Source organism: Stenotrophomonas sp. FSL W7-1447 (assembly GCF_037966425.1).
Classification (GTDB): domain Bacteria; phylum Pseudomonadota; class Gammaproteobacteria; order Xanthomonadales; family Xanthomonadaceae; genus Stenotrophomonas; species Stenotrophomonas pavanii.
Window position 1 is genome coordinate 63,350 of sequence record NZ_CP150199.1, and the last position, 13,922, is coordinate 77,271.

Sequence of the window (13,922 nt, forward strand, 5' to 3'; positions counted from 1 at the left end):
ATGACGATCCATTCCACCCTGCTGGCCAGTGCGGTGCTGGCAGTGCTGTCCCTTTCCACGGCGCAGGCCGCGCAGCCGCTGCAGGCGGCCCGCGCGGGCGATCAGGTGCCTGCCACCCTGGTGGCCGCGCCGCTGCCCACCGATGACAGCGAACACGCGCCGCTGGCGTTCGCCTGGACGCTGGACCCGGCGCAGCCGCTGCAGGCAGCCACGCCGTACGCCTCGGTCAGCCGCAGCTACTGGCAGCAGGTCGATGGCACGCAGCTGCAACGCGGCCTGGACCTGCCGCTGACGGCCGCCGATGCGGTGATCCAGCTGAGCCCGGCCGAAGGTGCCCGCGCGCTGCCGGCCAATACCCTGCAGGTGCGCGACCCGGCCGGCCGCAGCAGCGTGGCGCGCAGTGTCGATGCGCGCGCGCTGCAGGAGGCCGGCATGCCGGTGAAGGATGGCAGCAGCATGCTGCGCACCGGCGCGACCAGTGCCGCCGGTGCGTACACCCTGCAGAGCGCACAGGCACAGGGCCGCTACGTGGTGCAGGTGCTCGAGCCGAACAGCCCGCTGCGGCTGGAAGTGCAGGCCAACCAGGCACAGGTGCTGGCCGGTGGCAGCGTGCAGCTGCAGGCACGCCTGCTGGAAGACGGCGCCACCACCGCCCAGCTGGCATCGCGGCGTAGCGGCCTGGGCGGTGAAGCGCTGCTGGTGGCACCGGACGGACGCAGCTGGCCGCAGCGGCTGCTGCGCACCACCGATGGCGCCCTGCGTGCGCAGGTGCGGATTCCGTCCGACGTCGGCAGCGTGCAGGGGCTGTGGGAGTTGCAGGTGTTCGCGCAGGCCGATGGCGTGCTGCGCGATGGCAAGGTCGCCTTCGCGGTGGCGCGGCCGACCGCGCGTTTCAGCGGCCAGGCGGCACCGGACCCGGCCAGCCGCCAGGTGGCGCTGCCACTGCAGGTGGCCGCAGCCGGTCGCTACGAGGCGCGTGGCACGTTGTATGCCACCGGTCGCGACGGCCAACTGAGGCCGGTCGCGCAGGGGCATGCAGCGGCGTGGTTCGATGGCCCCGGCGCGGGCCAGCTGGTGCTGCCGTTCGACCAGGCCGCATTGCCGGCGGGCTTCGGCGCACCCTATGAGCTGCGAGACCTGCAGCTGCAGGACCAGAGCCGGATGGCACCGATCGAGTCGCGCGCGCTGGCGCTGAAGTTCTGAGCAAGGGTGCAGCGGGCCGGAACCTCCGGCCCGCTGCATTGCAGCCTGTAGAGCCGAGCCCATGCTCGGCTGCTGTGTGCTGTGATCACGAGCCGCCGAGCGTGGGGTCGGCTCTACAACCGCATGTCGATTACCCCGCGTACGCGGTCAGCCGGCCTTCCTGCTCGCACACGGTGATCGTGCCGCCGAATACCGCCGACAGCGGCGTGCTGCGCAGCAGCTCGGCGCGGGTACCGTCGGCCTGTACGCGGCCGTCGCGCAGCAGCACCACCCGCTCGATCTCGGGAATGATCTCTTCGATGTGGTGGGTCACCAGCACCAGGGTGATGCCCTGCTGCGCCAGTACCCGCATGGTCGCCACCAGCTGCTCGCGCGCGACCAGGTCCAATCCGGTGGACGGTTCGTCCAGCAGCAGTGCCTGCGGCCGGTTGACCAGCGCGCGGGCGATCAGCACGCGGCGGGTCTCGCCGGCCGACAGCTCGGCGTAGGCGCGTTCACGCAGGGACAGGGCGCCGGTCATCGCCAGCGTTTCGCCGACGCGGGCGCGCATGTCGTCGGTCACCTCGCGGAACGCGGGCACCACGTAGCTGGCGAAGAAGCCGGACAGCACCGCCTGCTCCACGGTCAGCCCCGGCATGTCGGCCAGGTTGCTGCTGAGGTCGCCAGTGACGATGCCCAGCTGCGAGCGCAGCCGGTCCACCTGCCAGCGGTTCTGGCCCAGCACCTTCACGGCCACCGAGCCGTCGCCCAGCGCCAGCGGGTACAGCTCGCGGGTGATCAGCTTGATGAAGGTCGACTTGCCGCAGCCGTTGGGCCCGAGCAGGGCGGTGTGCTGGCCCTGCGCGATGCGCAGGCTGAGCCCGTGCAGCACCTTTACCTGGCCGCGCACCACGGTGGCGCGGTCCAGTTCGATCAACGGGGGCGGCTCCGCGACGGGCGGGGCAGCGGTGATGGCGCTGGTGCGTGGATCAAGGCTCGACAACTCGGGTCCCCAACTGTGAACGGTGCCACGGATGGCGATGCGATACACCGCCGTAGGGATGCAGTTTGCAACGCAAGCGCCCATCATGTCTGCCATCCCCGCGTCGATCCGGAGAGCTGCCATGCCTGATGCCCTGATGTCCCTGTTGACCGGTGGTGTGCTCGGCCTGGGCGGGTGGGCCCTGCTGGCGGTGCTGCTGGTCTTCACCCAGATCACCATCTTCTCGGTGACCCTGTACCTGCATCGCAGCCAGGCCCATCGCGGGGTCGATTTCCACCCGGCGCTGGCCCATGTGTTCCGCTTCTGGCTGTGGCTGACCACCTCGATGATCACCCGGGAATGGGTGGCGATCCACCGCAAGCACCACGCCAAGGTGGAGACCGAGGACGACCCGCACAGCCCGGTCACCCGTGGCATCGGCAGGGTGTTCTGGCACGGCGTGGAGCTGTACCGGGAGGCACGCGCCATGCGCGCGGACATCGAGCAGTACGGGCGCGGCACCCCGGACGATGCGATCGAGCGCCACCTGTATACCCCGCACGCCACGCTGGGCCCGGTGCTGCTGCTGGTGATCAACAGCGTGCTGTTCGGCCTGCCGGGCGTGGCGTTGTGGGCGATCCAGATGGCGTGGATCCCGTTCTGGGCGGCCGGCGTGGTCAACGGCCTGGGCCACTGGTGGGGCTACCGCAACTACGAGTCGGCCGATACCTCCACCAACCTCACGCCGTGGGGGTTCTGGATCGGCGGCGAGGAGCTGCACAACAACCACCATGCCTTCCCCAGTTCGGCGCGCTTTGCGATGCGGCGCTGGGAGTTCGACATCGGCTGGAGTGCGATCCGACTGCTGCAGGCGCTGCGCCTGGCCAAGGTGCTGCGGGTGGCGCCGGCCATGGACGTGCGACCGAACATCGCCGTGCCCGATGCCGAAACCCTGAAGGCGCTGCTGTCGCATCGCTTCCAGGCGATGACGGATTACCAGCGCAACGTGTTCATGCCCGCCCTGCGCGAGGAAGCCGCGCAGGCTGGAGCCAAGCTGCGCCGCCTGTTGCCGCGCCGGCTGCGCCGCGGCCTGGTCAATGATGGCCGCTGGCTGAAGCCGGACGGGCGTGCCCAGCTCAGCGCCTGGGTGGCACAGCGCCCGCGCATCCGCACCCTGGTCGAGTACCGCGCGCGGTTGGCGGCGCTGCTGGAGGCGCGCGGCCACGATGCTGCCGAGCGCCTGCATCAGCTGCAGGCCTGGTGCCGCGAGGCCGAGGAAAGCGGTATCGCCGCGCTGCAGGCCTACGCCGCACGGTTGAAGGGCTACAGCCTGGTGGGCGCGTGAGGGCAGGGCACGGGCTTCTGCTGGCGCTGCTGTTGCCGGGCGTGGCGCTGGCCCAGGTCACCGACACCGCCAGCTATCTGCAGCGGATGGACAGCGATGGCGACGGCCGGGTGAGTGAATCCGAGTACGTGCAGTGGATGCTGTATGCCTTCGACCACATGGACCGCAATGGTGATGGCGTGCTGAGCGCCGACGAGCTGCCCGGCGGCAAGGGCAGGGCGATCAGCCGCGAGCAGCAGCGGCAGGTGATCGTGCAGCGCTTCCACAAGCAGGATGCCAACGGTGATGGTTTCCTGGACGCCCGTGAGCTGTCCGCGCCGCCGCGTTGAGCGGGCGTAGAATCACCCCATGCCCGAACTACCCGAAGTCGAAACCACCCGCCGCGGCCTGGCGCCGCACCTGCAGGGCCGGCGCGTGCATGGCGTGATCCTGCGCCGCGCCGACCTGCGCTGGCCGATTCCGCCGGAAGTGGCCGAGCTGCTGCCGGGCCAGCGCATCGAGGACATCCGCCGCCGCGCCAAGTACCTGCTGCTGGATACCGCCATCGGCAGCGCGGTGCTGCACCTGGGCATGTCCGGCAGCCTGCGCGTGCTGCCGGGTGATACCCCGCTGCGGGCGCACGACCACGTCGACATCAGCCTGGACAACGGCCGCCTGCTGCGCTTCAACGACCCGCGCCGCTTCGGCAGCCTGCTCTGGCAGCCGGCCGGCGAGATCCACCCGCTGCTGCAGGGGCTGGGCCCGGAGCCCCTGGACGATGCCTTCGACGGCGATTACCTGTTCGCCCGCAGCCGGGGCCGCAGTGCGCCGGTGAAGACCTTCCTGATGGACCAGGCGGTGGTGGTGGGTGTCGGCAACATCTACGCCGCCGAGAGCCTGTTCAAGGCCGGCATCAGCCCGCTGCGCGAGGCCGGCAAGATCTCGCGCGAGCGCTACCAGCGGCTGGCGGATGCAGTGAAGGAGATCCTGGGCTACGCGATCGCCCGCGGCGGCACCACCCTGCGCGATTTCATCAGCCCCGATGGTGCGCCGGGCTACTTCGAACAGGAACTGCTGGTGTACGGCCGTGACGGGCTGCCGTGCCCGAACTGCGGGCGCGCGCTGAAGCACGCCACCATCGGCCAGCGCGCCAGCGTCTGGTGCAGCCACTGCCAGCGCTGAGCCGGGCAGCCAGCGGCAGCTGAACGGGCAGGGCGCGTCTCCGCTGCCCGTTAACGTTTGTCTGCCTATCATGGCCGACCTTCCTCCCTGTGCCTGACGCGCCTGCATGCAACGACGCGACTTCATCCGCAATGCCTCCCTCGCCCTGGCTGCATTCGGCCTGCCGTCCCTGCCCGCGTGCGCGGCCAGCCGGAGCGGCCAGATGGGCCTGCGCCGCCTCGGCCAGCCGCAGCCGTTCGATTTCGCCACCCTGAAGGGCCAGGCGCGCGCGTTGGCGCAGGCGCCCTACAAGAGCCACAAGCGGGTGCTGCCGGGCCGCCTGGAGGGCCTGGACTGGGACCAGTACCAGTCGATCGGCTACCGCCAGGACCATGCGCTGTGGGCCGACCAGCCCGGCAAGTTCCAGGCCAAGTTCTTCCACCTGGGCCTGTACTTCCATTCGCCGGTGCGCATGTTCGACGTGGTCGACGGCAAGGCGCAGGAGCTGGCCTATGACGGCGCGGCGTTCAACTACGGCAAGAGCGGCATCAAGGATGGCGAGCTGCCGGCCGACCTCGGCTTCGCCGGCTTCCGCCTGAACACCCGCAAGGATACCGACCGCGATTTCGCTGCCTTCCTCGGCGCCAGCTATTTCCGCGCGGTCGGCAAGGAAGGCCAGTACGGCCAGTCCGCGCGTGGCCTGGCGATCGACACCGGGATGGGCAAGCCGGAGGAATTCCCGGATTTCATCGCCTACTACCTGGAACAGCCGTCGGCTGATTCGGACACGATCGTGGTCTACGGCCTGCTGGATTCGCCCAGCGTGGCCGGTGCCTATCGCTTCGCGATCACCAACGGTGACGTGCTGCTGATGGACATCGACAGCGCGCTGTACCCGCGCAAGCCGATCGAGCGGCTCGGCATCGCACCGTGCACCAGCATGTACCAGGTGGGCGAGAACGACCGCCGCATGGGCTGGGACTGGCGCCCGGAGATCCACGATACCGACGGCCTGTCGCTGTGGACCGGTGCCGGCGAATGGATCTGGCGCCCGCTGCTGAACCCGCGCAACCTGCGCTTCAACATGTTCGTGGACCGCAACCCGCGCGGCTTCGGCCTGCTGCAGCGCGACCGCAACTTCGACCACTACCAGGATGACGGCGTGTTCTACGAGAAGCGCCCGTGCCTGTGGGTGGAGCCGAAGGGCGAATGGGGCGAGGGCTCGGTGCAGCTGGTGGAGATTCCCACCGTGGACGAGACCTTCGACAACATCGTGGCGTTCTGGAATCCGAAGGAGAAGCCGCAGCCGGGCCAGGAGCTGCTGGTTGGCTACCGCCTGTACTGGGGCGCCGAGCCGCCGGCACGTCCGCCGCTGGCGCACTGCGTAGCCAGCCGTACCGGCCTGGGCGGTGTGGTCGGCAAGAAGCGCGAGTATTTCAGCTGGCGCTTCGCGGTGGACTTCGAAGGCGGCGAACTGGCCAGACTGATCGACAAGGCCGAGGTCGAGGCGGTGGTGGAAGCCAGCCGGGGCCGGGTCGAGATCGTGTCGGCGCGGCCGCTGCGCGAGATCAACGGCTATCGCGCGATGTTCGACCTGGTGCCGCCGGAAGGCAGTACCGAGCAGATCGACATCCGCCTGTTCCTGCGCAGTGGCGGCAAGACCCTGACCGAGACCTGGCTGTACCAGTACACCCCGCCGCCGGCCGGAGCGCCGGAGCGCACGCTGTACTAAGAGGGGTGCGGGTTTGCAGGGCTTGCAGCCCTGCACCTGCCGAGGCCAAAGCCACAGCAACAGCCGAAGCAGAAGCTGGTTTCCTGAGGGTAGGCGGGGTGGGTCCGGTGGCGGGAGACGCCGTAAACCCGTCCATGGGGGCTTGGCCGCGGCATTCATGCCGCGGACGCTCCCGCCACCGGCCCGCCATCCCACGGAATGCGGCTCTGGCTTTGGCCGTTGCCGTTGCTTCTGCAGGTGCAGGGCTGCAAGCCCTGCAAAAGAACACCCTTTACAGCGGCAGGGGCGCCTGCGCCGGGTCGATCCGCCCTTCACCGCGCGTGATCTTCTTGAACTCCGCACGGCTGACCGACACGTAGCGGTCGTTGCCACCGATCTCCACCTGCGGGCCGTCCTGCACGGCGTGGCCATGCTCGTCCACGCGCACGGTCATGGTCGCCTTCTTGCCGCTGTGGCAGATGGTCTTGATTTCCTGCATCTCGTCGGCCCAGGCCAGCAGGTACTGGCTGCCCTCGAACAGTTCGCCGCGGAAGTCGGTGCGCAGGCCGTAGCACAGCACCGGAATGCGCAGCTGGTCGACCACCTCGCTGAGCTGCCAGACCTGGGCGCGGGTCAGGAACTGCGCCTCGTCCACCAGCACGCAGCCCATCGGCCCGTTTTCCGCAAGGTCCTGCTCTACCCAGCGCTGCAGGTCGGTGTCGCGGTCGAAGGCCATGCCCTCGGCGCGCAGGCCGATCCGCGAGGCAACCACGCCGGCGCCGGCCCGGTCGTCCAGGCGCGGCGTCAGGATCGCCACCCGCATGCCGCGCTCGCGGTAGTTGTGTGCGCTCTGCAGCAGGGTGGTGGTCTTGCCGGCGTTCATCGCCGAGTAGTAGAAGTAGAGCTTGGCCATCGGCCGATTGTACGCCGCCGCCCCCACTGGCCGAAGCTGTTCAGCAAGCCTGCCGGCCGCCCGCTGTGGTTGTCCCGCCCGCCCGCTACAATCCCCACTCCATGCACGGTCTCAATCCCCCCCAAGCTGCCGCGGTCCTGCACATCGAAGGCCCGTTGCTGGTGCTCGCCGGCGCCGGCAGCGGCAAAACGCGCGTGATCGTGGAGAAGATCGCCCACCTGATCAGCTGTGGCCGCTACCCGGCGCGCCGCATCGCCGCGATCACCTTCACCAACAAGTCGGCCAAGGAAATGCGCGAGCGCGTGGCCAAGCGCCTGCGCGAGCAGGACGCCGACGAAGTGACCATCTGCACCTTCCATGCGCTGGGCCTGAAGTTCCTGCAGATCGAGCACGCCGCCGTGGGCCTGAAGCGTGGTTTCTCGATCTTCGATGCCGATGATGCCGCCGCGCAGATCAAGGACCTGATGCACGGGGCCAAGCCCGATGACATCGAGGACATGAAGAACCTGGTGTCGCGTGCGAAGAACGCCGGCCTGTCGCCCGAGCAGGCGATGGCCGCCGCGCGCAGCAACCGCGAGAAGGAAGCGGCCAGCGTCTACGAGCGTTACCAGCTGCGGCTGACCGCGTTCAACGCGGTCGATTTCGACGACCTGATCCGTCTGCCGGTGCAGATCCTGGAAGAGAACCCGGAGATCGCGCTGGCCTGGCGCGAGCGCATCGGCTACCTGCTGGTGGACGAATGCCAGGACACCAACGACGCGCAGTACCGCCTGCTCAAGCAGCTGGCCGGCGAGAAGGGCAACTTCACCTGCGTGGGGGACGATGACCAGTCGATCTACGCCTGGCGCGGGGCCAACCCGGAAAACCTGCAGCAGATGGGGCGCGATTACCCCGCCCTGGAGATCATCAAGCTGGAGCAGAACTACCGCTGCTCCAACCGCGTGCTGCGCGCGGCCAATGCGCTGATCGCCAACAACCCGCACGAGCACCTGAAGAAACTGTGGAGCGACCAGGCCGACGGCGAGCGCATCCGCGTGTGGGAATGCCGCAACAGCGAGCATGAAGCGGAAAAGGTCGCGGCCGAGATCGCCTTCGTGGCGCAGTCGCGCAAGGTGCCGTGGAGTGATTTCTGCATCCTGTTCCGCGGCAACTTCCAGTCGCGGCCGCTGGAAAAAGCGATGCAGCTGCTGCGCATCCCGTACCACCTGACCGGCGGCACGATGTTCCTGGAGCGCCAGGAAGTGAAGGACACGCTGGCCTGGCTGCGCCTGCTGGTGAACCCGGACGACGACACCGCGTTCATGCGCGCGGTGCAGTCGCCCAAGCGCGACGTGGGGGCCGGTACGCTGGCCAGGCTGGCCGAGCTGGCGCAGGAAAAGGACATGCCGATGGCGCATGTGGCCGAGACCATCGGCGCCCTGCAGCAGTTGCCGCCGCGCGCGGCCAACAGCCTGGCGCGCTTCACCGACATCCTGCGCGACCTGCGGGCGCAGATGCGCCAGGTGACGTCCGGCGACATGATCCGCAAGGTGGCCAAGGAATCGGGCCTGCTCAGCGAACTGCGCCAGCAGGCCAAGGAAGAGGCCAGCTACCAGCGCCGCGCCAACAACATCGAGGAACTGGCGCAGTGGTTCGAGGGCGGCCCGCGCGGTGCCACCGCCGCCGACCTGGCCGGCCAGCTGGCGCTGCTGTCGCGCAGCGACAAGGACGAGGGCGGCAACCAGGTGCGCATGATGACCCTGCATGCCTCCAAGGGCCTGGAGTTCCCCTATGTGTTCATCGTCGGCTGCGAAGACGGCGTGCTGCCGCACCAGGTCAGCCTGGATGAGGGCAACCTGCAGGAAGAACGCCGGCTGCTGTACGTGGGCATCACCCGCGCCAAGATCCAGTTGTGGATGAGTTACAGCAAGCTCACCCGCAAGTTCGGTGAGCATGTACGGCTGAAGCCCAGCCGGTTCTTCGAGGAAATTCCCGCCGAGGAGATCCAGCGCGATGGTGCCGATCCGGTCGCCGATGCGGCGCGCAAGAAGGAGCGGGCGACGGCGGGTCTGGCGGCGATCGAGGCGCTGTTCGATTGATCCGGCACCCCGGCTCACGGCCCTACAATCGGTTTTCCCATTGGAGATCCGCGCGTGCATCCCATTGAAAGCGAACGCCTGCGCCTGCGCCGGATCGATCCTGACCGCGACGCGGTGCCGATGCTGGCCTTGTTGAATGACCCCGGCTTCCTGCGTTTCATCGGTGACCGCGGCGTGCGTACGGCGCAGGAGGCACGCGACTACGCCACGGCGCGGGTGCTGCCGGCCTATGCTCTGCACGGCTACGGGATGTATGCCATCGAGCGCTTGTCCGATGGCGCGTGGCTGGGCAACGCCGGGCTGGTGCGGCGCGATGGCCTGCCGGGACCGGATATCGGCTATGCGGTGCTGTCCGAATTCGCCGGGCAAGGCTATGCCGGTGAGGCGGCGCGGGCGGTGTTTGCCTATGCGCGTGGCGAGCTGGGCCTGCGCGATCTGTATGGCATCACCGACCTGGACAACGTGGTGTCCGGAAAGATCCTGCTGGGCCTGGGCATGCAGGAGCGCGGGGTGGTCCAGCTGCCGGGCGTGGACAGCCCGAGCCGGCTGTATGCCACGCCGGGTGCGGCCGACGTCGGGTAGTGCCGGCCGCTGGCCTACAACCAGGCACGACCAGATGCCGGCCAGCGGCCGGGCACTACCGCCGCACCCGGGCAGGGCTATGCCGGTGAGGCGGCGCGAGAGCGCGGGGTGGTCCAGCTGCCGGGCGTGGACAGCCCGAGCCGGCTGTATGCCACGCCGGGTGCGGCCGACGTCGGGTAGTGCCGGCCGCTGGCCGGCAACCAGGCATGACCAGATGCCGGCCAGCGGCCGGCACTACCTGCGCATGTCGACGCTCAACCGCGCAGTTCGGCCAGCTGCGCCTGCAGTTCGGCCACGGCTGCTTCCAGCTGGGCCACGCGCTCGGCCAGGCCCGGCTCGGCCGCGTCGCTGCTGCCGCTGCTGCTGGCGTACTTCGCCGCCAGCGCCGCGCCATCCACTTCACCGCACAGCAGGTGCATGTAGCGGTCTTCGCGCTGGCCACTGGCACGCGGCAACACCACCAGCAGCGCGCGCTGCTGCAGGCGCTCGATGGCATGGCGGGCTTCGTCGGTGTCGGCGAAGCGGTGCAGGCGCTCGCTGCGCGTGACCAGCTCGCCCAGCGTCTGCGGCCCGCGCAGCAGCAGCAGCGCCAGCAGCACAGTCTGCTGCCGGGTCAGGTCCAGCGCTGCCTGCAGGCGGTGCTCGTAGCGGTCTGCCCGCGAGGAGAAGTGCTGGCGGGCCAGCCCCAGCGCCTCCAGCTGGCGCAGCGCGTGCTGCACCGTGCCGGCATCAACGTTCATCACCGGCTCGCGGGCGGTCTTCTGGTTGGCGGCCGATTGGGCGGCGTTGACCGTCAGCGGGTAGGTGTCCGGCGTGGTCGCCTCCTTCTCCACCAGGCAGCCCAGCAGGCGGGCCTGCACGGCGTCGAGCAGGGGGACGTCGGGGGTCTGGCTGGAATCGGTCATGGCGGCCTCCGGAAGGGCAACGGGTCAACCGCCAAGCATAGCCGTCCCGGGGCCGCCTTTGCCGGTAAAATGCGCCGGTATATCTGATTGCCGGTGAATCCATGCGTCGTCCCGTTTCCCTGTCCCTGACCCTGCTCGCTACCGCGGCGCTGGGCCTGTCCGCCTGCAAGCGCGTGGAGGCGCCTGCCGCCGAAGCCGCTGCCCCGCAGGCGCCCGCTGCCGCTGCCAAGGCCGAAGGCGCGCTCGATGCCACGGCCAACGACAACCTCAATGCGGTGCTGTGGATGCAGCGCGCGCAGGAGTACAAGGCGATCACCGAGCAGACCTACCGCGCCGCCGCCGACCATCTGGATGTGGCGCTGAAGGAAGCCCATTGGGATGCGCTGGTGCCGGAAGAGCGCGGCAACGATGCCAAGGGCCTGAAGCCGGCGGTGGTGCTGGACGTGGACGAAACCGTGCTGGACAACTCGCCCTACCAGGCGCGCCTGGTGCGTGATGGCAAGGAATACGACGAGCTGAGCTGGGACCAGTGGGTGGCCGAAAAGAAGGCCAAGGCCATTCCCGGCGTGGTTGATTTCGCCAAGGCCGCCAACGCCAAGGGCGTGACCCTGCTGTACATCTCCAACCGCGCCGTGCACCTGAAGGACGCGACGCTGGCCAACCTGCGCGAGCAGGGCCTGCCGGTGGCCGATGACAGCGTGTTCCTGGGCCTGGGCACGGTGGTGCCGGGGTGCGAGCAGGCCGGCAGCGAGAAGAACTGCCGACGCCGCCTGGCCGGGCAGAAGTACCGCGTGCTGATGCAGTTCGGCGACCAGCTGGGTGATTTCGTCGAAGTCACCGCCAATACCAATGAAGGCCGCGACGCGCTGCTGCAGCAGTATCACGACTGGTTCGGCGAGCGCTGGTGGATGCTGCCGAACCCGACCTACGGTGGCTTTGAGCCGGCGCAGTTCAACAACGACTACAGCCAGTCGCGCCAGGCCCGCCACGACGCCAAGCGCGCCGCCCTGGACTACGCCCCGTGAGCCGCGCACCGCTGCCGCTGCGCGATGACGAGCGCCTGATCTTCGCGCTGGACGTGCCTGATCGCGTGCAGGCACTGGACTGGGTCGATCGCCTCGGTGACAGCGTGGCGTTCTACAAGATCGGCATGGAACTGCTCGCCTCCGGCGAGTACTTCCAGGTGCTGGACGAGCTGGCCCGCCGCGACAAGCGCGTGTTCGTCGACCTCAAGTTCTTCGACATTCCAGCCACCGCGGCGGCGGTGATCAAGCGCCTGTCGCACTGGCCGGTCAGCTACGCGACCATCCATGGCTGGCACCCGGCGATGATGGAGGCCTGCGCGGCCGCCAACAGCAGCGACATGCGCCTGCTGGCGGTGACCGTGCTGACCTCGATGGGGCGCGCCGATCTGGCGCAGATGGGCATCGACCGCGAGCCGGTGGACGTGGTGGTCGAACGCGCGTTGGCCGCCCAGGCAGCGGGCGTCGATGGCGTGATCGCCTCGGGCCAGGAGGCTGCACCGATCCGCGCCGCGACCGGTAGCGGGTTCTCGATCGTCTGTCCGGGTATCCGCCCCGGTGGTCCGGCTGGCGATGACCAGAAGCGCACCGTCGGCGTGGCCCAGGCCTTTGCCGATGGCGCCGATGCCATCGTGGTCGGTCGCCCGATCCGTCTGGCGGCCGATCCGCAAGCGGCAGCGCGGGCGATCCAGCAGGAAATCGCGTCGGCTCTGGCTGCACGCTGAGCCCACTGCTGACGCCGGTCACGCCGGCACCACGAACGCCATTCCGATCCATGCGGGATGGCGTTCGCATTTGTCGGCCTGCGACTGTCGCAGGCAGCGCATTGCGCCGAAACTGTGCGCGCGTTCGCGCTGCAGGCTTCATCCCTGCTCCCCAATCGATGCACCGGCACGGACCGCGGCCGCGCCGGTTCCAACCATTGATAGAGGAGTACAGGGATATGTATCGCAGCACCTCTTTGTTCATCGGCCTGTTGTTGGCCGCGTCCGCCGTACCCGCCTTCGCTGCGCCACAGGTGCGCGATGCGCCGCGCGTGATCGGCGGCGAAGCGGCACTCGCCGGCGAGTACCCGTTCATGGTCAGCATCCAGGGCATCTTCGACGGCGATTCGGATCATGACCGCCACTTCTGCGGCGGAACGCTGATCTCACCGTCCTGGGTGCTCACCGCCGCGCACTGCCTGCAGGGCGAGCAGCCGATGGGGTTGGCGGTGCTGGGGGGCCAGGCCACGCTCTCCACCGGTGCCGCGCCGCGACCGTCCAACGTCAAGGCGATCCACGTCCATCCGGCCTTCAACAGCGGCAATTCGCTCGAACACGACGTTGCGCTGGTCCAGCTGAGCGCGCCCCTGGAGGGCGCACAGCCGGTGGCACTGCGGCTGCGGCCCGACGCCAGCTACCTCAAGCCGGGCCGCGAGTTCACCGTGATCGGCTGGGGCGACACCGACATCGGCGATGGCCGGATCTACCCCACCCAGCTGCAGACCGCGCAGGTGCCGTTCGTGTCCTTCAGCGACTGCCAGCAGGCCTACAGCGGTGAACTGTCACGCGGCAAGGTGATCTGCGCCGGCCGTGAAGGCGTGGACAGCTGCCAGGGCGATTCCGGCGGCCCGCTGCTGCTGCGCCTGCGCGAGGGCTGGACCCAGTTCGGCATCGTCAGCTGGGGCGAGGGGTGCGCGCTGGCCGGCTATCCCGGGGTTTATGCCCGAATCGCCGAAAAACATGCCGTAGATTTCATTGAGGCGGTTTGGCAACGAGACTGATCCATTAAAATCAAGTAGATACGATGCATTACGTAAAGTGTTGCCTTAACTTGGGCGGCAGCGTAGGATCGCCGCCATCCGGTCCTTGACCGGACATGCGCCACAACACTGTCCTCCGGCCCCGTGCCGGCTTGAAGAGCCTGCGATCCCCGTGATCCGGGCTCTTTTTTTATCCCGGTGGCGGCTCTGGGGTCAGATTCCTTCTGCCTGCGGGCAGAAGGGACCTGACCCCCGTGGTTGGAAACCGTGACCGCACGGCTTGCCGCTGTCACGTCGCAGGCCGCAAGATGCGGGCCG

The 13,922-nt window shown here is 68.8% G+C and carries 13 protein-coding genes; 10 read left to right on the top strand and 3 right to left on the bottom strand.

All coding sequences use genetic code 11. The features are described 5' to 3' along the window. Nucleotides 1-1,203, top strand: a complete 1,203-nt coding sequence (locus tag NSQ78_RS00280; RefSeq protein ID WP_064239580.1) for a DUF4785 domain-containing protein — start codon at nucleotides 1-3, stop codon at nucleotides 1,201-1,203. A gap of 130 nt (nucleotides 1,204-1,333) precedes the next feature. Here the strand turns inward: NSQ78_RS00280 and NSQ78_RS00285 are convergent, their stop codons facing one another. Further along, nucleotides 1,334-2,155: an ATP-binding cassette domain-containing protein gene (locus NSQ78_RS00285; RefSeq protein ID WP_064239581.1), complete on the bottom strand. Its 822-nt coding sequence runs from the start codon at nucleotides 2,153-2,155 to the stop codon at nucleotides 1,334-1,336. Between the two features lie 151 nt (nucleotides 2,156-2,306). Here NSQ78_RS00285 and NSQ78_RS00290 point away from each other — a divergent pair, with 151 nt between their 5' ends. The 4 genes from NSQ78_RS00290 (at nucleotide 2,307) to NSQ78_RS00305 (ending at nucleotide 6,381) form a co-directional block, all read left to right on the top strand. Next, complete coding sequence (locus NSQ78_RS00290) at nucleotides 2,307-3,509, top strand: fatty acid desaturase (RefSeq protein ID WP_064237364.1); 1,203 nt, start codon at nucleotides 2,307-2,309, stop codon at nucleotides 3,507-3,509. Then, complete coding sequence (locus tag NSQ78_RS00295) at nucleotides 3,506-3,838, top strand: EF-hand domain-containing protein (protein ID WP_049468487.1); 333 nt, start codon at nucleotides 3,506-3,508, stop codon at nucleotides 3,836-3,838. The genes NSQ78_RS00290 and NSQ78_RS00295 overlap by 4 nt, the downstream gene beginning before the upstream one ends. Nucleotides 3,839-3,857: 19 nt before the next feature. After that, nucleotides 3,858-4,670, top strand: a complete 813-nt coding sequence (gene mutM, locus NSQ78_RS00300) for a bifunctional DNA-formamidopyrimidine glycosylase/DNA-(apurinic or apyrimidinic site) lyase (protein ID WP_064237365.1) — start codon at nucleotides 3,858-3,860, stop codon at nucleotides 4,668-4,670. 106 nt (nucleotides 4,671-4,776) lie between these two features. Then, entirely contained in the window at nucleotides 4,777-6,381 is a 1,605-nt protein-coding gene (locus NSQ78_RS00305) for a glucan biosynthesis protein D (protein ID WP_053461772.1), read from the top strand. Nucleotides 6,382-6,652: 271 nt separating this feature from the next. Here NSQ78_RS00305 and NSQ78_RS00310 read toward each other — a convergent pair whose 3' ends face one another. Continuing rightward, nucleotides 6,653-7,273 (bottom strand): thymidine kinase, encoded by a 621-nt coding sequence (locus NSQ78_RS00310; RefSeq protein WP_049468491.1) that lies wholly within the window; start codon nucleotides 7,271-7,273, stop codon nucleotides 6,653-6,655. 101 nt (nucleotides 7,274-7,374) lie between these two features. Here NSQ78_RS00310 and NSQ78_RS00315 point away from each other — a divergent pair, with 101 nt between their 5' ends. Together NSQ78_RS00315 and NSQ78_RS00320 are read left to right on the top strand one after the other, a co-directional pair. Next, nucleotides 7,375-9,351: a UvrD-helicase domain-containing protein gene (locus NSQ78_RS00315; protein WP_049468492.1), complete on the top strand. Its 1,977-nt coding sequence runs from the start codon at nucleotides 7,375-7,377 to the stop codon at nucleotides 9,349-9,351. Between the two features lie 54 nt (nucleotides 9,352-9,405). Further along, nucleotides 9,406-9,933 (top strand): GNAT family N-acetyltransferase, encoded by a 528-nt coding sequence (locus NSQ78_RS00320; RefSeq protein ID WP_064237366.1) that lies wholly within the window; start codon nucleotides 9,406-9,408, stop codon nucleotides 9,931-9,933. 254 nt (nucleotides 9,934-10,187) lie between these two features. Here the strand turns inward: NSQ78_RS00320 and NSQ78_RS00325 are convergent, their stop codons facing one another. Then, complete coding sequence (locus tag NSQ78_RS00325; RefSeq protein ID WP_049470542.1) at nucleotides 10,188-10,838, bottom strand: DUF480 domain-containing protein; 651 nt, start codon at nucleotides 10,836-10,838, stop codon at nucleotides 10,188-10,190. Between the two features lie 101 nt (nucleotides 10,839-10,939). On the opposite strand from NSQ78_RS00325, the gene NSQ78_RS00330 reads away from it, so the two are divergent. From NSQ78_RS00330 to NSQ78_RS00340, 3 genes are all read left to right on the top strand, one after another. After that, nucleotides 10,940-11,863 carry a 5'-nucleotidase, lipoprotein e(P4) family gene (locus tag NSQ78_RS00330; protein WP_049470541.1) on the top strand — a complete coding sequence of 308 codons (924 nt, stop codon included), beginning with the start codon at nucleotides 10,940-10,942 and terminating at the stop codon, nucleotides 11,861-11,863. After that, nucleotides 11,860-12,585, top strand: coding sequence for an orotidine-5'-phosphate decarboxylase (pyrF, locus tag NSQ78_RS00335; protein ID WP_064237367.1), 726 nt, complete (start codon nucleotides 11,860-11,862; stop codon nucleotides 12,583-12,585). The genes NSQ78_RS00330 and pyrF overlap by 4 nt, the downstream gene beginning before the upstream one ends. Before the next feature lie 218 nt (nucleotides 12,586-12,803). Beyond that, nucleotides 12,804-13,625, top strand: a complete 822-nt coding sequence (locus NSQ78_RS00340; RefSeq protein WP_064237368.1) for a serine protease — start codon at nucleotides 12,804-12,806, stop codon at nucleotides 13,623-13,625. The last annotated feature ends 297 nt before the right edge of the window (nucleotides 13,626-13,922 follow it).